Source organism: Streptococcus sp. GMD1S, from assembly GCF_000296875.1.
In the GTDB taxonomy this organism is placed as follows: domain Bacteria; phylum Bacillota; class Bacilli; order Lactobacillales; family Streptococcaceae; genus Streptococcus.
Window position 1 is genome coordinate 21,675 of record NZ_AJQY01000010.1, and the last position, 18,028, is coordinate 39,702.

An 18,028-nucleotide genomic window follows, 5' to 3' on the forward strand; every position below is an offset into this window, starting at 1 on the left:
CTCCTCCACTTAAAAGAATACAACTATTGAAAAAACAAACAGGATATCCCGAATCAGGTGCCCATAAAAGGAGATTTCCCTTTGGATACATTTGGGAAAAAGGAAACGTGCGCATAGAAAACCAACACTGATATAAAAGAAAATCGAGGAAATCACTAAGGGATTCCTCAAGAAAACCATCGTAGCTAGAACGGAAATGACGACTGTTTTCTTTTTATTTAGGTGATTTTCTATATCGCGAAAAATTTTATCAAAAGGTAAGAAAATCAATAGATCTACTCCTAGCAAGAAAAAGAAGGAGGGTAAAAAGAGGTCAACCAGTTCCTGCTGCAATTTGCTAGTGGTTTGGATGCTTTCTGAGAGAACCAGACAGGTTGCCAGAAGATTGACTACTAAAAGGAGGCAATAAACAAGGCTCACTTTCTTTTGAACATGTAAAATACTATGTCTAGACTGGTCTGCTGTATGGAAATAATTTATCCCAGCGCACAAAACAGAAATTCCTACTATCAAAATCAAAAAGTAAGCATTGGTCTGTTTTAAAGATAAAAAGGATTCTTTCCATAATAGGCAACTACTAAAACTAATCTGGATGACTGCAATCAGTAACAATAGGCGAATTGATTTTACCATTTCTTTTCCCTCCCTATATGGGATTATACCTTGTGAGGAGTTTGAAATGATTGTTTCCGCCTCAAGTGTTCTTTTTTTGTGCTCAACTGACCAAAAAACAGCTCTCTTGTGCACAGAACTGTTCTTTTACCAGTCTAATCCTTAAACCAGAGAGCAATTTCACGTTTTGCAGAAGCTTCCGAATCGGAGCCATGAACTACATTTTGAATAGCTTGATTGTCTCCTGCTGCTTTAGCAAAATCTCCTCGGATAGTTCCAGGCAAGGCTTCTTCTGGACGAGTAGCTCCCATCATACTACGCCAAGTTTCAATCACTTTCGGACCTGATAGAATGCCCACCACTACCGGTCCTGAGGTCATAAACTGACGGATAGGAGGATAAAAACTTTTTTCAACCAAGTCTTGATAGTGTTGGTCAATCAAAACTTCTGAAACTGCTGAACGCAACTCTAATTTTTCGATTTTGAAACCACGCTCCTCAATTCTTTTCAGAACCTGACCAACCAGCCCTCTTTTCACACCATCTGGCTTAATGATAAAGAATGTTTGTTCCATACGGACACCTCCTTGGCATTTTAGTTCTTCTATTCTACCATACTTTATGAAAAAGTGGGAAAATTTTTCTGAAATAAAACAAAGAGAACCCAAAGGTTCTCTTGTTTGCTTTTATTCTACTGTTTCTTCAACTTGGATTTCCACAACTTCCTCTACAGGAGCAAGTTCTGCCTCTTCTTGTTCTGGAGCCAGATATTCTGCTTCATTAACGGCTTGTGGTTCAAGGTTACGGTAGCGAGCCATACCAGTACCAGCTGGGATGATCTTACCGATGATAACATTTTCCTTGAGTCCAAGGAGATGGTCTTTCTTACCACGGATGGCCGCATCTGTAAGGACACGAGTTGTTTCCTGGAAGGAAGCCGCTGACAAGAAACTGTTGGTTTCAAGTGAGGCTTTGGTAATTCCCATAAGAACTGGGCGACCAGTCGCTGGGACTCCACCTGCGATAAGAACATCCTTGTTAGCATCTGTAAAGTCGTTGATGTCCATGAGAGTACCCATAAGAAGGTCTGTGTCACCTGGATCCATGACACGAACTTTACGGATCATTTGACGAACCATTACCTCGATGTGTTTGTCACCGATTTCTACCCCTTGGCTGCGGTAAACTTTTTGTACTTCACCGAGAAGGTAGGTTTCAACTGACAAGACATCACGAACAGCGAGGAGACGTTTCGGTTGGATAGAACCTTCTGTCAATGCCGCACCGCGAGAGACTTGGTCTCCAACTTCGACGCGCATACGGGCTGTAAATGGTACCACGTATTCGCCTTCTCCAGTTTCACCCTTAACGAAGACTTTCTTGGTACGAGTTGACGCGTCTTCTTCGATAGCTGTAACTTGTCCTTTGACCTCTGTGATGACCGCTTCCCCTTTAGGATTGCGGGCTTCAAAGATTTCTTGGACACGAGGAAGACCCTGAGTGATATCGGTATTTGAGGCAACCCCACCCGTGTGGAAGGTACGCATTGTAAGCTGTGTACCAGGTTCCCCGATAGATTGGGCAGCGATTGTACCAACTGCTTCACCAACTTCAACCGCATCACCAGTCGCCAAGTTGATACCGTAACAGTGACGGCAGACACCATGACGAGTGTTACATGTAAATACGGAACGGATAGTCACTTCTTCCACACCAGCATTGACAATTTCACGCGCCTTGTCTTCTGTAATCAACTCATTTGGACCGATGATCACTGCACCAGTTTCTGGATGTTTAACAGTTTTCTTAGTGTAACGACCGTTGAGGCGTTCTTCGAGAGACTCGATCATCTCTTTTCCTTCTGCGATAGAACGGATCAAGAGACCACGGTCTGTTCCACAGTCGTCCTCACGGATGATCACATCTTGGGCAACGTCAACCAAACGACGAGTCAAATAACCTGAGTCGGCTGTCTTAAGGGCCGTATCGGTCATACCTTTACGGGCACCGTGAGTTGAGAAGAACATTTCGAGTACTGACAAACCTTCGCGGAAGTTTGAAAGGATTGGCAATTCCATGATACGTCCGTTCGGAGCGGCCATCAGACCACGCATACCGGCAAGCTGTGAGAAGTTTGAGATGTTACCACGGGCTCCAGAGTCCATCATCATAACGATTGGGTTCTTAGGATCTTGGTTGGCAACCAAACGTTTCTCTAATTTTTCACGGGCTGCACGCCATTCAGCTGTAACAGCGTTGTAGCGCTCGTCGTCTGTGATCATACCACGACGGAATTGTTTGGTGATTTGTTCTACACGTTTGTGTGATTCTTCGATGATTTCAGCCTTGTCTTCAACAACTGGGATATCGGCAATACCCACTGTCAAACCTGCAAGAGTTGAGTGGTGGTATCCGAGATTCTTCATGCGGTCAAGTAGGGCAGAAGTTTCTGTCGTACGGAAACGTTTGAAGATTTCAGCGATGATATTCCCAAGATTTTTCTTCTTGAATGGAGGGTTGAGTTCAAGATTGCTGATTGCTTCCTTGATATCTCCACCTAGTGGCAAGAAGTATTTAGCTGGAACACCTTCTGTTAAATTGGCATTTGTTGGTTCTTGCAAGTAAGGCAGACCCTCTGGCATGATGTCGTTGAAGAGGATTTTACCAACTGTTGTAAGCAAGACCTTGTGTTTTTGCTCTTCAGTCCAAGGTTTGTTGAGGCTATCTGTCGCGATACCAACACGTGAGTGGAGGTGAACATAACCATTACGGTAAGCCATAACCGCTTCGTCACGGTCTTTGAAGACCATTCCTTCACCTTCACGACCAGCTTCTTCCATGGTCAAGTAGTAGTTACCCAAAACCATGTCCTGAGAAGGAGTAACAACTGGTTTACCATCTTTCGGATTCAAGATATGCTCAGCAGCCAACATCAAGATACGAGCTTCTGCTTGAGCTTCTTCTGAAAGCGGTACGTGGATGGCCATTTGGTCCCCGTCAAAGTCGGCATTGTAGGCTTCACAGACAAGCGGGTGCAAGCGAAGGGCCTTACCATCAATCAAGACTGGCTCGAAGGCTTGGATACCCAAACGGTGAAGGGTCGGTGCGCGGTTCAAAAGAACTGGGTGTTCTTTGATTACTTCTTCAAGAATATCCCAGATACGTTCGTCTCCGCGTTCTACCAAGCGTTTAGCTGCCTTAACGTTTTGCACAATGTCGCGGGCAACGATTTCACGCATGACGAATGGTTTAAAGAGCTCAATCGCCATTTCGCGTGGTACACCACATTGGTACATCTTAAGAGTTGGACCAACGGCGATAACGGAACGTCCTGAGAAGTCAACACGTTTACCGAGCAAGTTTTGACGGAAGCGTCCTTGTTTCCCTTTGAGCATGTGGCTCAATGATTTGAGTGGACGGCTACCTGGTCCTGTAATCGGACGACCACGACGGCCATTATCAATCAAAGCGTCAACCGCTTCTTGCAGCATACGCTTCTCATTTTGAACGATGATACCTGGTGCATTCAACTCAAGCAAACGAGCCAAACGGTTGTTACGGTTGATAACACGGCGGTAAAGGTCGTTCAAGTCAGATGAGGCAAAACGGCCACCATCCAACTGCAACATTGGACGAAGATCTGGTGGAATAACTGGAAGAATGTTGAGAATCATCCATTCAGGTTTATTTCCAGACTTGTAAAAGGCATCCAAAACATCCAAACGGCGGATGGCTTTGACACGTTTTTGTCCAGTAGCTGTTTTCAACTCTTCTTTGAGTTCAGCAATTTCTTTTTCAAGATCTACTTGTTTCAAGAGGTCCTGGATAGCTTCGGCACCCATCTTGGCAACGAATGACCCATAACCATACTCACGCAAGCGCTCACGGTATTCGCGCTCTGTCATGATAGACTTGTGCTCAAGTGGTGTATCCTTAGGATCAATCACTACATAAGCCGCAAAGTAGATAACTTCCTCGAGGGCACGAGGACTCATATCAAGGGTCAAGCCCATACGGCTTGGAATCCCCTTGAAATACCAAATGTGAGATACAGGAGCTTTCAACTCGATGTGCCCCATACGCTCACGACGAACTTTCGTACGCGTCACTTCAACCCCACAGCGGTCACAAACAATCCCTCTGTAACGAATGCGTTTGTACTTCCCACAAGCACATTCCCAGTCTTTTGTAGGACCAAAGATGACTTCGTCAAAGAGTCCTTCACGTTCTGGTTTCAAGGTACGGTAATTGATTGTTTCAGGTTTTTTGACTTCTCCATAAGACCATGAACGGACTTTGCTTGGAGAAGCTAGGGTGATTTGCATACTTTTAAAACGATTTACATCAACCACTATTTCTTCCCTTTCTATTCTAAGTGAACTGCTTATTCTTGTTCAGCAGCTTCTTCTGTTGCTTCCGCTTTTGTTGCTTTCTCAGCTTCTTCAGCTTCAAAGGCTGCTTTAGCCTCTTGGGCCGCTTTTTCGCGGGCTTTTTCAAGGTCATCTACGTGGATGACATCTTCGTCCATTCCTTCATCCAAGTCACGAAGTTCCACTTCTTGGTCATCTTCGTCAAGGACACGCATGTCAAGACCAAGAGATTGCAATTCTTTTACAAGAACTCGGAAGGATTCTGGAACACCTGGTTTTGGAATTGGTTTTCCTTTTGTAATAGCTTCATAAGCTTTCAAACGTCCGTTGATATCGTCAGACTTGTAAGTCAAGATTTCTTGAAGAACATTTGACGCACCGTAGGCTTCAAGAGCCCAAACTTCCATCTCACCGAAACGTTGTCCACCAAACTGAGCTTTACCTCCGAGTGGTTGTTGGGTAACGGTTGAGTATGGTCCGACTGAACGCGCGTGCAATTTATCATCAACCATGTGGTGGAGTTTGATCATGTACATGACACCAACTGATACACGGTTGTCAAACGGCTCACCTGTACGTCCATCATAAAGGATTGTTTTGGCATCGCTATCCATACCTGCTTCTTTAACAGTGTCCCAAAGGTCTTCAGAACTTGCTCCGTCAAAGACTGGTGTTGCGATGTGGATACCAAGAGTACGGGCTGCCATACCAAGGTGAAGTTCCATAACCTGACCGATATTCATACGTGATGGTACCCCAAGTGGGTTCAACATGATGTCGACTGGAGTTCCGTCTGGAAGGTAAGGCATGTCTTCTACAGGGACGATACGAGAGACAACCCCTTTGTTTCCGTGACGTCCGGCCATCTTATCTCCGACTTTGATCTTACGTTTTTGAGCGATGTAGACGCGAACCAGCATGTTAACGCCAGATTGCAACTCATCGCCATTTGCACGTGTAAAGATCTTAACATCACGAACAACACCATCGGCACCGTGTGGTACACGAAGAGAAGTGTCACGCACTTCACGAGACTTATCTCCGAAGATAGCGTGCAAGAGACGTTCTTCAGCTGAAAGGTCTTTCTCTCCCTTAGGTGTGACTTTACCTACAAGGATATCGCCTTCTTTAACCTCAGCACCGATACGGATAATACCCATTTCGTCAAGGTCTTTAAGAGCATCTTCACCAACATTTGGAATTTCACGAGTAATTTCTTCAGGCCCAAGCTTTGTATCGCGTGTTTCTGATTCGTATTCTTCGAGGTGGACAGATGTGTAGACATCGTCTTTGACCAAGCGTTCGCTCATGATAACGGCATCCTCAAAGTTGTAACCTTCCCATGTCATGTAGGCAACGATTGGGTTTTGTCCAAGCGCCATTTCCCCTTTTTCCATAGAAGGTCCGTCAGCGATAAAATCGCCTTTTTCAACAACATCGCCAACTTTAACGAGAGTGCGTTGGTTGTAGGCAGTACCTGAGTTTGAACGACGGAATTTTTGGATGTGGTAAACGTCCAATGAACCATCTTCGCGGCGTACTTCTACCTTGTCAGCATCTGCGTATGTAACTTTACCATCATACTGAGCAATAACAGCAGCACCAGAGTCATGAGCTGCTTGGTATTCCATACCAGTACCAACGTAAGGTGCTTTTGGATCAATCAAAGGCACAGCCTGACGTTGCATGTTGGCACCCATGAGAGCACGGTTGGAGTCATCGTTTTCCAAGAAAGGAATACATGCAGTCGCAACGGCAACTACCTGTTTTGGTGACACGTCCATGTAGTCAACCACTTCTGCTGGATATTCTTGGTTGACCCCTTGGTGACGTCCCATGACAACTTTCTCAGCAAAAGTACCGTCCTCGTTAAGACGAGAGTTAGCCTGCGCTACAGTAAATTCATCTTCTTCATCGGCTGTCAACCAAACGATTTCATTGGTCACAACACCTGTTTCACGGTCAACCTTACGGTATGGTGTTTGAACAAATCCATACTTATTCAAGTGTCCGTAAGATGACAAGTTATTGATCAAACCGATGTTAGGTCCTTCAGGTGTCTCGATTGGACACATACGGCCATAGTGAGTATAGTGCACGTCACGTACTTCATATCCTGCACGGTCACGTGTCAAACCACCAGGTCCTAAGGCTGACAAACGGCGTTTGTGAGACAACTCAGAAAGCGGGTTGTGTTGGTCCATGAACTGTGACAACTGTGATGAACCAAAGAATTCTTTAACCGCTGCTGTTACAGGATGGATATTGATGATTTGTTGTGGTGTTAAAACTTCATTGTCCTGAACAGACATACGTTCACGGACATTACGTTCCATACGAGAAAGTCCAAGACGTACTTGGTTGGCAAGCAATTCACCAACTGCACGGATACGACGGTTTCCAAGGTGGTCGATATCATCCACACGTCCGATACCTTCTGCCAAGTTAAGGAAGTAGCTCATCTCTGCAAGGATATCCGCAGGAGTTACAACGCGAACCTTGTCGTCTGGATTGGCATTTCCGATGATGGTTACAACACGGTCTGGATCTGTTGGGGCAACAACCTTGAATTTTTGAAGGACAACTGGTTCTGTCAGAACAGCTGCATCATTCGGAATATAAATGATCTTGTTCAAGTCGCCATCCAAGTGGTGCTCGATACTCTCGATCACACTGCGAGTCATAACGGTACCAGCCTCTACCAAGATTTCACCAGTTTCAGGGTCTACCAATGGCTCCGCAATGGTTTGGTTGAGCAAGCGTGTTTTAACGTTGAGTTTTTTATTGATCTTGTAACGACCAACAGCTGCCAAATCGTAGCGGCGTGGGTCAAAGAAACGTGCTACAAGCAAGCTACGTGAGCTTTCAGCAGTCTTAGGCTCACCTGGACGAAGGCGTTCGTAGATTTCTTTCAAGGCTTCGTCTGTACGAGAGTCCATTGGATTCTTGTGGATATCTTTTTCAACGGTGTTGCGAACCAATTCGCTATCACCAAAGATATCAAAGATTTCATCATCACCTGAGAAACCAAGCGCACGAACCAAGGTCGTAAATGGAATCTTACGAGTACGGTCGATACGAGTATAAGCGATGTCTTTTGAGTCGCTTTCAAGTTCCAACCAAGCTCCACGGTTAGGGATAACAGTAGAACCATAGCCCACTTTGCCGTTCTTGTCTACTTTGTCATTAAAGTAAACACCTGGTGAGCGGACCAACTGAGAAACGATAATACGTTCACCACCATTGATAATGAAAGTACCCATTTCGGTCATGATTGGGAAATCACCAAAGAAGACTTCTTGGGTCTTGATTTCGCCTGTTTCTTTATTGATCAAGCGGAAGGTTACAAAAATTGGTGCTGAGTAGCTAGCATCGTGGATACGAGCTTCTTCGAGCGTGTATTTTGGTTCCTTGATTTCATAGCCAACAAATTCCAACTCCATTGTGTCTGTGAAGTTTGAAATTGGCAATACATCTTCAAATACTTCCTTAAGACCGTGATCTAGGAAATCTTTGAATGAATCCGTTTGAATTTCAATCAAATTTGGTAAGTCAAGAACTTCTTTGATTCTTGAAAAACTACGACGGGTACGATGTTTCCCGTATTGAACGTCATGTCCTGCCAAGATGATTCTCCTTTGTAAATAAATTCCAAGCCTTGTCAATCAGGCTTTTCTAATCGTCATATGGTTTTTAAAACCCCTATCACCGTGTCCCTTTGATGAATTTTCAGAATCTTTAAATTTTTGTTACAAGCACTCAAAAACCTGAAAAAAAGCACAAAAAGAGCAGCTAAATCTGACTTTTCCAGAAGATTTAACTGCTGTGAGCCTTGTCTGGACAATATTTCAGACAAAACCTACGACAAATGATTATTCATATTATACCTTATTTAGCTAGATTTTTCAAGGTTTTTTTACTATTTTTTAACAATCTTTTCCTATATATTATTTTAAAATTTCAAGAGAATGAAGCATTATATTTTCTCTCAAAAATTAGGAAAACGCTTGCACTAATGTTTACCTCGTGCTATACTGATAGGGAACAACTACACAAGGAGAATTGTGATGAAAAAGATCCCATCTCAAACTGAGAAAAAAATGATTTATGGTATCCGTTCCTTGAAGAACGGAACTGGTTCTGTCCTCATTGGTGCCAGCATTGTCCTGCTTTCTGCTGCAATGCCAACTATTTCGGCCAATGAAAACCTTCCTCAAACTCAGAAAAATACCAGCGCTGTGACCAAGGCCCCTACTGAGACTGAAACGAGTCAAACTCAAAAGGAAACGCCTATTTCTGAACAAAAGAATGCAAACGCTTCCCTTGATTCTAAAAAAGAAGCTCCAGCTGTGGAAACTACTACAGCACTAGAAACACCTAAAACAGAAGATGCTACTACAAGCCAGGCTAACAGCAAGGAAGAGAAAGTAGATAACAGCACTGCAACGCCAACTTCAGAACAAAAACCACAAGCTGACACATCCTCTGAAGAACCCATCGCAGACAACCACTTCCGTATCCATGTAAAAAAACTCCCTGAAGAGAACAAAGATTCTCAAGGTCTTTGGACTTGGGACGATGTTGAAAAACCGTCTGAAAACTGGCCCAATGGAGCCAAGTCCTTCAAGGATGCCAAGCAAGATGACTACGGCTATTATCTAGATGTCAAACTCAAAAATGAGCAAGCCAAGAAAGTCAGCTTCCTCATCAACAATACCAAGGGGGATAACCTGACGGGAGACCGTTCTGTAGAGCGCCTCTCTCCAAAAATGAATGAGGCCTGGCTAGATGAAAACTACAAGGTATACAACTACCGCCCTCAACCAGCAGGAACTATTCGTGTCAACTACTACCGCACCGATGGAAACTATGACAAAAAATCTCTCTGGTATTGGGGCGATGTCAAAAACCCAAGCAGTGGAGAATGGCCTGACGGTACTGACTTTACCGCAACTGGAAAATATGGACGCTACATTGATATCCCACTCAATGAAGCTGCAAGAGAATTTGGATTTTTATTACTAGACGAAAGCAAGAAAGGCGATGATGTGAAAATCAGAAAAGAAGATTATAAATTCACTGATCTAAAAAATCACAGTCAGATTTTCCTCAAAGATGATGACGAAACCATCTACACCAACCCCTACTACGTTCACGATATCCGTATGACTGGTGCCCAACACGTGGCTAAATCTCGTATCGAAAGCAGTTTTTCTACCCTCGTTGGAGCTAAGAAAGACGATATCCTCAAACACTCCAGCATCACTGATTACCAAGGGAATAAAGTAGCTATCACAGACGTGGAAGTGGATGAGGCAGGTAAAAAAGTGACCTACATCGGCGACTTCTCTGACACTCAACACCCTTACACTGTCAGCTACAATTCAGACCGCTTTACCACACGTTCAAGCTGGCGCCTCAAGGATGAGTCCTACAGTTACGATGGGCCACTCGGCGCAACTCTGAAAGAAGATGGCAAGCGTGTTGACCTCACCCTCTGGTCTCCAAGTGCTGATAAGGTTTCCGTTGTTGTCTATGACAAGAAAGACCCTGAAAAGGTAGTTGGAACTGTCCCCCTTGAAAAAGGAGAAAAAGGAACCTGGAAACAAACTCTGGATGCAAACTCTGGTCTCGGTATCAGCAACTACACTGGCTACTACTACCACTACCAAATCGAGCGCCAAGGTAAAACTGTCCTCGTTCTTGACCCTTATGCCAAATCATTAGCGGCTTGGAACAGTGACCTAGCAAAAACAGATGCCGCTCATAAGGTCGCTAAAGCTGCCTTTGTCGATCCAGCGAAGTTAGGTCCGCAAGACTTGACCTATGGAAAGATTCGTAACTTCAAATCACGTGAAGATGCCGTTATCTATGAAGCTCATGTGCGTGACTTCACTTCGGATCCTGCCATCGCAAAAGACTTGACCAAACCATTCGGTACCTTCGAAGCCTTTATCGAAAAATTAGACTATCTCAAAGACTTGGGTGTGACCCACATCCAGCTCCTTCCAGTCTTGTCTTACTACTTTGTCAATGAATTGAAAAACCATGAACGTTTGTCTGCCTACGCTTCAAGCAACAGCAACTACAACTGGGGATATGACCCTCAAAACTACTTCTCCTTGACTGGTATGTACTCAAGCGATCCTAAGGATCCAGAAAAACGTATCGCAGAATTCAAAAACCTCATCAACGAAATCCACAAACGTGGCATGGGGGCTATCTTGGATGTGGTCTACAACCATACTGCAAATGTTGATATTTTTGAAGATATTGAGCCAAATTACTATCACTTTATGGATGCAGACGGAACTCCACGTACTAGCTTCGGAGGCGGTCGTTTGGGAACTACCCACTACATGTCTAAACGTGTCTTGGTAGACTCCATCAAGTATCTGGTTGAAACTTACAAAGTAGATGGTTTCCGCTTTGATATGATGGGTGACCACGATGCGGCTTCTATCGAAGAAGCTTACAAGGCTGCACGCGCCCTCAATCCAAATCTCATCATGCTAGGTGAAGGCTGGAGAACCTATACTGGTGATGAAAATGCGCCTGTGCAACCTGCTGACCAAGATTGGATGAAGAAAACAGATACTGTCGCTGTCTTTTCAGACGACATCCGCAACAACCTCAAGTCTGGCTATCCAAACGAAGGTCAACCTGCCTTTATCACAGGTGGCAAACGCGATATCAATACCATCTTTAAAAATCTCATTGCCCAACCAACCAACTTTGAAGCAGACAGTCCTGGAGATGTTATCCAGTATATCGCAGCCCATGATAACTTGACCCTCTTTGACATCATTGCCCAGTCTATCAAAAAAGACCCAAGCAAGGCTGAAAACTACGCTGAGATTCATCGTCGTTTGCGACTTGGAAACCTCATGGTCTTGACCGCTCAAGGAACTCCGTTTATCCACTCTGGTCAGGAATACGGACGTACCAAACAATTCCTTGATCCAGCCTATAAGAATCCTGTCTCAGAGGATAAGGTTCCAAACAAGTCTCACTTGTTGCGCGACAAGGACGGCAAGCCATTTGTCTATCCTTACTTTATCCATGACTCTTACGACTCTAGTGATGCTGTCAACAAGTTTGACTGGACCAAAGCTACAGATAGCAAAGCATATCCTGAAAATGTCAAGAGCCGTGACTACATGAAAGGTCTGATCGCTCTTCGTCAATCTACAGACGCTTTCCGACTCAAGAGTCTGCAAGATATCAAGGAGCGCGTCCACCTCATTACTGTCCCAGGACAAAATGGCGTTGAAAAAGAAGATGTGACCATCGGCTACCAAATCACTGCTCCAAACGGTGATGTCTACGCTGTCTTTGTCAATGCGGATGAAAAAGCTCGCGAATTCAACTTGGGAACTGCCTTTGCTCACTTGAGAAAGGCCGAAGTCTTGGCTGATGAAAACCAAGCAGGACCAGTAGGAATTACCAACCCTCAAGGCCTTAAATGGACTGAGAAAGGATTGAAATTGAACGCTCTCACTGCTGTCGTTCTCCGCTTGTCTCAAGGTGGTGCCATTGTCGCTCCAGCTGTGGAAGAAAAACCAGAATTTGATCTTTCTAGCTTGGAAGTTGAACCAGAACAAGGCCAAGCTCAAAGCCTAGCAGCCAATCCTGAAACTCAAGAAACCGCTGCAGAGGCTAACTCTCAGAACCTCCTTCCAAACACAGGAACTGAGAGCAAATCACTTCTTGCCCTTGCTGGATTCAGTATCCTTGCCCTTCTCGGACTTGGATGGTTGATAAAAAACAAGAAAGAGAACTGATACTCAATGAAAATCAAAGAGTAAACTAGAAAGCTAGCCACAGGCTGCTCAAAGCACAGCTTTGAAGTTGTAGATAAGGCGAAGCTGACCTGGTTTGAAGAGATTTTCAAAGAATATAACCTAGCCCTCCTATAGAGAAAACACCCCATGGTCAGAAGAATCTTCTAGTCATGGGGTGTTGTTTTTATGATACACTTAGCTATCAAATCATATATTCTACACTATAGCTAGCGTCTGATAAGATACGAGCCAGGAACTGCTTGGTTCGTTCTTCTTGTGGACGACTAAAGAAATCGTGGGGATTGTTCTCCTCTACGATACGGCCTCCATCCATGAAAATAACGTGGTTGGCGACATCTCTAGCAAATCCCATCTCATGCGTGACGACCACCATGGTCACACCTTCTCCCGCCAACTGTTTCAGAACATCCAAAACATCTCCAACCAACTCAGGGTCTAGTGCTGATGTTGGTTCATCTAGCAAAATGACCTCGGGTTTGACGGCAATAGCACGCGCAATTCCTATTCGTTGTTGTTGCCCTCCAGATAGTTGTGAAGGGTAGTAGTCTTTGTAGGCCAGTAAACCAACTTTTTCCAAGGCAGATTCTGCACGTTTGAGCGCTTCTTCCTTGGGAACTTTACGAGCTACGATTAGGCCTTCTAGAATATTTTCCAGAGCAGTTTTATTCGCAAAAAGATTGTAGTGCTGGAAAACAAAGGCTGTTTTTTGGCGAATTTCTAGAATGTCTTTCTTGCTCAATTTGGATAAGTCATAGGTTTTTCCTGCCAAGGTCAAACGGCCACTATCAGCTTTTTCTAAGTGGTTGAGACAACGGAGAAAGGTCGTTTTCCCAGAACCTGATGGTCCTAAAATAACAACGACATCCCCTTGGTTGACCTGAAGATTAACATCCTCCAAGACCTGTCTCTCTCCAAATGTTTTTGCGATATGTTCTACTTGTAACATCCTGTCCTCCTATACAAAACGCGCGCTAGATGTTTTTGCTCTCTCTTCTTTTTTCACATAGCCTTTCTCCAGTAGGGAGAAGCCCCACTGAATCAAACCACAGATCAAAATATACTGCAAAAAGATCACAAAATATGACTCAAAATACTGGTAACCGTAGGACGCTTCCACACGAGCAATAGCGGTGATATCCTTGATAGTCATAACAAAGACCAGGGAGGTCCCTTTGACGATATTAATCACCAGATTGGCCAAGTTAGGCAAGGCTGAGCGCAAGGCTTGAGGAAAAACAATCCTTAGATAGGCCTGGGTCGTAGTCAGCCCAATCGCATGCGCTGCCTCTAGTTGTCCCTTGTTCACCGTCAAGATGGCTGAACGCAAAATCTCCGATAAACTCCCGACTGTCATCAAACTATAAATGATGAAGGCATAGTAGAGAGGATCAAGTTTGAAAATATCAAAGTCACTTCCTATGCTTTTGAGAAATTGATTCAGCAAACTTGGAAACAAACTATAAAAGAAGAGAATCAATAAAATCGGTGGAGTCGCTCGGATAAAGGCCAGATAGACCAGAGAAAAACTCCTCACACCTCGAACCTTATAGATCTGCCCTAAGGCTAAAAATAGAGCTGGTAAAAAGCTTAAGACCATAGCCACAATCATGATAATCAAGGTGATTGGCACACCCTTCAAGGTCTCCAGAAAGGTCTTTACAATATAGTCTATATCCATTTCTTACCTCCCTTTTGTCTCCAAAGACTTCTCAAGCAAACGACTCAAGCTAGAAATAACCAAGGCAATCCCCCAGTAAAGAAGCGCAACTGCCGTATAGGTTTCCAGAGAGTAGTTCCCTAAATTGCGACTAATCAAGAGATTCCCCGCCCCCATAACATCAACGAAACCAATCGTATAGGCCAAGGCAGCATCTCGCATGAGATTGAGTATAGCGGTCGTTATATTGGGAAGAGCAACTTGAAAAGCTTGAGGAAAAATGATTCTCCAAAAAGTCTGACTTGGAGTCAAACCAATACTAAGCCCGGCCTCTGTCTGCCCCTTTGGAATAGCTTGATAGGCCGCCTTGAAAACCTCGGCAACAATAGCCGCAAACAAGAGAATCATCGTCAAGAGAACAAAAATAGTTTTAGACCAGTTGTTGATATCTAAACCAAGCCACCATTTCAGAAATTCTGGCAAGCCATAAAAGACTAGAAAAAGCAAGACAATCGGCGGTGTACAACGAAGGGTAAAGATATAGTCTTTGGAAATCGCTGCAAAACTCTTGTCTTCTCCTACTTGTGCCCAGGCCAAGAGACCTCCAAAAAGGGAACCAAGAAGAGTAGTAAAAAAGAGAATGGACAAGGTCATAGGAAGCGCCTGCCATAAGGTCGGCAAAAACTGAAAGACCTTGGAAAAATCATAAGAAACCATGCAAAACCCTTTCTAGTCTTGGAATTTCTGGTCTAGTCTTTGTCTACGTAACTAAAGACATCTTCTTTAAAGTATTGCTGAGATAGCTTAGCAAGCGTGCCATCTTCTTTCAATTCTTTAATTGCTTTTTCGTATTCTTTAGCAAATTTCTCACCCTTTTCATCACGGTGAATCAAGGGATAAGTTGGAATACCCTTGTATGGGAACCAGCTGAGTTTGTCCGCATATTGGTGGTAAGGGCCATCTTCTGCGGTAACTGCTTTTTCAAAGGACAGTTTGATATCAAAGAAGGCGTCATAACGTCCTTCTAAGACCCAGGCATAGGCATCTGCCACTTTAAAGGATTCAGCAGCTGTTAGCTCAATCGGTGCATCCTGATGTTTTTCATTGTAGCTGGTGATGACATTCCATTGAGCATTCTGTGGAGAGATGGGAACCAATTTCCCTTTATTCTTAGCAAAGTCATCAATGGTTTTGTATTTCTGTTCATCTTCTTTTCTGACCGTAAATCCGATGATGCTCGCTCCGACTGGTTCAGATGGAATGACAAACTTTTTAGCTCGTTCATCTGTGTACCAAGCTCCCTTGGTTCCGATGTCATACTTACCTGATTCCAGACCAATCAAGAGGTCATCATCACTGGTACCCGTATATTCAAATTGATAGTTTGCCAACTTCTCATCAACAGCCTTCAAAACAGCTACTTCATAACCATCTGATTCCCCTTTTTCATTTACAAAGTCATAAGGTACGTAGTTTTGTGTATGGGCAACCTTCAAGGTTATGACTTCAGCAGACGAAGCCGTTTTTCCATCCTTGGCTGGAGCACCAGCTAAACTTCTCCCGATAATCGTCGCCCCAATTACTGCAACAACTGCTACACCACCGATAATCCATGCTTTTTTACTCATCTTTTTCTCCTTTAGTTTTCAAGCGCTTCTCTCACCCACTGGATACGTTCAACTGCGATATCACTTGGAATGGTACAATCTGCCCCAAGTACCAATCCCTGTTCCCCAGCTTCTGCAACTAGTTTCTTTGCCTCAGCCTGAATGGCGTCCTTGCTACCAGTATACAGTAAGCCTGTCTTGCCATTTTCAAATCCTCCAAGAACCGTACGTCCCTTGAAAATCTCACGACCTTCCTTGAGAGTGATTCCCTCTGGTCCTACAGCCCAGTTAAAGACTTGGGCAGGATAGTCTGCAAAAAGGTGAATATCATTTCGCGCCCCCTCGTAGCCACAGATATGAAGAACAGTGACGCCACCAACAGCACTAGCCGCTTCCAGAACCGTTATCTCGCTAGGTGCAATGACGGCTTGATAATCTGCTGCCGACACTCGTTGATCTTGGATACTCTGCACGCTGAGGTAGATTCCGTCAGCACCAGCCTCTTCGATGACAGCTCGACTTAGACTCGCAATATCTTCTGCAATCACATCCAACACCTTCTTAAGGGCTTCAGGGTCTTCCACCAGAAAGTCCGCGATAAGGTCATCGCCGCCAGATACTTCCCCAAGCAGCCACTTGAGATAGGTCACAGGAGCAAAAATATTGTAAATCGCAACGATATCTTCTGTAAACTCTTGCTTGATTTTCTTAACCAAGTCCACCTGCTCTTTTATCCAAGCATGGTCTGATCCAAGTGGTTGAATGGTTGCCAATTCTTGAAGTGATTTGTCTTTGGCAATCGCTGGATTTGGATAAGCAAAGTAGCCATCACTCATGAGTTTGATAAAGTCTGGCTGAACTTCTCGGATAAAGCGCTTATGGCCCTCAATATTCTTCTCGATAATGACTGGATTTGAGAAACCGTGTAGCCATTCGTCTTCGGATGTGAAATGGTGCCAAAAGCCAACTGGCACACGATCAACCTTTTCACCTTTAAATGCTTTTAAAACCCATTCTTTTTTTTCTGACATTCTTATTCTCCATTTCTTACTTTTTCAACTAATAAACTGCTTGCGATATCATTCGAGCGTAGAAAGGGGAGACTGGACTTGGAAAAATCCTGAACTCCACGACATCTCTCTCCATTTTTGCAGTGCTGATTTTTTACGACGCTTATGGCAACCAAGGCCAGCAAACCGACAACTGCAATGAAGATGCCCCATCTTTTACTTTTCATAGCTCCTCCTTTTAGAGAACAGCTGCCTGCCGAATCCAGTCCAACCTCTCTAAGTCAAAGTCATCTGGAACAGTACAGTCAGCTCCCAGAAGAACGCCTTTACTACCAGCTTCAGCCAGCAACCGTCTTGTTTCATCTTGCAATTCCGCCTTGGAACCTTGATAAAGCAAGCTTTTCTTGCCGTTTTCAAATCCACCTAAAACGGCCTTGCCTGGAAACAACTCCTGCCCCTGTGTCAAACTAACATCCTCATGGTGGGTCGCCCAGTTGACCACTTGAGCTGGATAGTCCTTAAAAATCGTCACATCATTGCTCGCACCTTCAAAACCACAGATATGGAGGATATTGGTCCCACCCACCTGATTAGCTGCCTCCAAAATCGCTATATTGCTCGGTTCGATATAGGTTTGGTAGAGTGCTGGTGTGATGCGCTCATCTTGAATTTCCTGGGTACTGAGGTAAATCCCGTCAACACCGCCTTGCTGGATGATTTTCTGAGTTAGGATAGCAATATCTCCTGCAATCACGTCTAGAATAGCTCTAAATTGCTCAGGATTTTCAAGCAATAGATCAGCCACTTCCCTATCTCCTCGAGAAGTTTCTGTGCGGAACCAGCGCTTGAGGTAGGAGATTGGTGAAAAGATATTGTAGAAAGAAGCAATCTCTTCGGTAAAGGTCTCTCGAATCGCTTGTACCACTTCCACCTGTTGCTGAATCCATGGGTGTTCCTCACCAATCGA

General features: G+C 44.3%; 12 protein-coding genes. 1 reads left to right on the plus strand and 11 read right to left on the minus strand.

Translation table 11 applies throughout. The features are described from left to right. Positions 1–9: 9 nt before the first annotated feature. From GMD1S_RS02705 to rpoB, 4 genes are all read right to left on the minus strand, one after another. On the minus strand, positions 10–633 hold the full coding sequence (locus tag GMD1S_RS02705) for a hypothetical protein (protein WP_000240908.1): 624 nt from the start codon (positions 631–633) through the stop codon (positions 10–12). 134 nt (positions 634–767) lie between these two features. Further along, positions 768–1,187, minus strand: coding sequence for a nucleoside-diphosphate kinase (gene ndk / locus GMD1S_RS02710; RefSeq protein WP_000438309.1), 420 nt, complete (start codon positions 1,185–1,187; stop codon positions 768–770). Between the two features lie 111 nt (positions 1,188–1,298). Then, on the minus strand, positions 1,299–4,964 hold the full coding sequence (gene rpoC, locus GMD1S_RS02715) for a DNA-directed RNA polymerase subunit beta' (protein ID WP_000228754.1): 3,666 nt from the start codon (positions 4,962–4,964) through the stop codon (positions 1,299–1,301). A gap of 32 nt (positions 4,965–4,996) precedes the next feature. Further along, positions 4,997–8,608 (minus strand): DNA-directed RNA polymerase subunit beta, encoded by a 3,612-nt coding sequence (gene rpoB, locus GMD1S_RS02720; RefSeq protein ID WP_000907169.1) that lies wholly within the window; start codon positions 8,606–8,608, stop codon positions 4,997–4,999. A 441-nt stretch (positions 8,609–9,049) separates the two neighbouring features. Between rpoB and GMD1S_RS02725 the strand changes: the two genes are divergently transcribed. Next, on the plus strand, positions 9,050–12,766 hold the full coding sequence (locus GMD1S_RS02725; protein WP_000723755.1) for a pullulanase: 3,717 nt from the start codon (positions 9,050–9,052) through the stop codon (positions 12,764–12,766). A 202-nt stretch (positions 12,767–12,968) separates the two neighbouring features. Here GMD1S_RS02725 and GMD1S_RS02735 read toward each other — a convergent pair whose 3' ends face one another. The 7 genes from GMD1S_RS02735 to GMD1S_RS02765 form a co-directional block, all read right to left on the minus strand. Further along, positions 12,969–13,733: an amino acid ABC transporter ATP-binding protein gene (locus GMD1S_RS02735; RefSeq protein ID WP_000942256.1), complete on the minus strand. Its 765-nt coding sequence runs from the start codon at positions 13,731–13,733 to the stop codon at positions 12,969–12,971. Positions 13,734–13,742: 9 nt separating this feature from the next. Then, a complete protein-coding gene (locus tag GMD1S_RS02740) occupies positions 13,743–14,465 on the minus strand; it encodes an amino acid ABC transporter permease (protein ID WP_000350566.1) in 723 nt (240 codons plus the stop codon). A gap of 3 nt (positions 14,466–14,468) precedes the next feature. Beyond that, entirely contained in the window at positions 14,469–15,161 is a 693-nt protein-coding gene (locus GMD1S_RS02745) for an amino acid ABC transporter permease (protein ID WP_000255457.1), read from the minus strand. Positions 15,162–15,193: 32 nt separating this feature from the next. Continuing rightward, positions 15,194–16,072, minus strand: coding sequence for a transporter substrate-binding domain-containing protein (locus GMD1S_RS02750; RefSeq protein WP_000036997.1), 879 nt, complete (start codon positions 16,070–16,072; stop codon positions 15,194–15,196). Between the two features lie 11 nt (positions 16,073–16,083). Continuing rightward, entirely contained in the window at positions 16,084–17,082 is a 999-nt protein-coding gene (locus GMD1S_RS02755) for a uroporphyrinogen decarboxylase family protein (RefSeq protein ID WP_001290979.1), read from the minus strand. 2 nt (positions 17,083–17,084) lie between these two features. Next, complete coding sequence (locus GMD1S_RS02760) at positions 17,085–17,288, minus strand: hypothetical protein (RefSeq protein ID WP_000837741.1); 204 nt, start codon at positions 17,286–17,288, stop codon at positions 17,085–17,087. Positions 17,289–17,299: 11 nt separating this feature from the next. Beyond that, positions 17,300–18,028 (minus strand): uroporphyrinogen decarboxylase family protein (locus tag GMD1S_RS02765; RefSeq protein ID WP_000311084.1); only part of this gene is annotated, 729 nt, incomplete at its 5' end.

What these genes read in the sequence shown, in the direction of transcription:
- GMD1S_RS02705 (WP_000240908.1), bottom strand. Translation starts at nt 633, where the DNA reads ATGGTAAAATCAATTCGCCTATTGTTACTGATTGCAGTCATCCAGATT.
- ndk (WP_000438309.1), bottom strand. Translation starts at nt 1,187, where the DNA reads ATGGAACAAACATTCTTTATCATTAAGCCAGATGGTGTGAAAAGAGGG.
- GMD1S_RS02725 (WP_000723755.1), top strand. Translation starts at nt 9,050, where the DNA reads ATGAAAAAGATCCCATCTCAAACTGAGAAAAAAATGATTTATGGTATC.
- GMD1S_RS02735 (WP_000942256.1), bottom strand. Translation starts at nt 13,733, where the DNA reads ATGTTACAAGTAGAACATATCGCAAAAACATTTGGAGAGAGACAGGTC.
- GMD1S_RS02740 (WP_000350566.1), bottom strand. Translation starts at nt 14,465, where the DNA reads ATGGATATAGACTATATTGTAAAGACCTTTCTGGAGACCTTGAAGGGT.
- GMD1S_RS02745 (WP_000255457.1), bottom strand. Translation starts at nt 15,161, where the DNA reads ATGGTTTCTTATGATTTTTCCAAGGTCTTTCAGTTTTTGCCGACCTTA.
- GMD1S_RS02750 (WP_000036997.1), bottom strand. Translation starts at nt 16,072, where the DNA reads ATGAGTAAAAAAGCATGGATTATCGGTGGTGTAGCAGTTGTTGCAGTA.
- GMD1S_RS02755 (WP_001290979.1), bottom strand. Translation starts at nt 17,082, where the DNA reads ATGTCAGAAAAAAAAGAATGGGTTTTAAAAGCATTTAAAGGTGAAAAG.
- GMD1S_RS02760 (WP_000837741.1), bottom strand. Translation starts at nt 17,288, where the DNA reads ATGAAAAGTAAAAGATGGGGCATCTTCATTGCAGTTGTCGGTTTGCTG.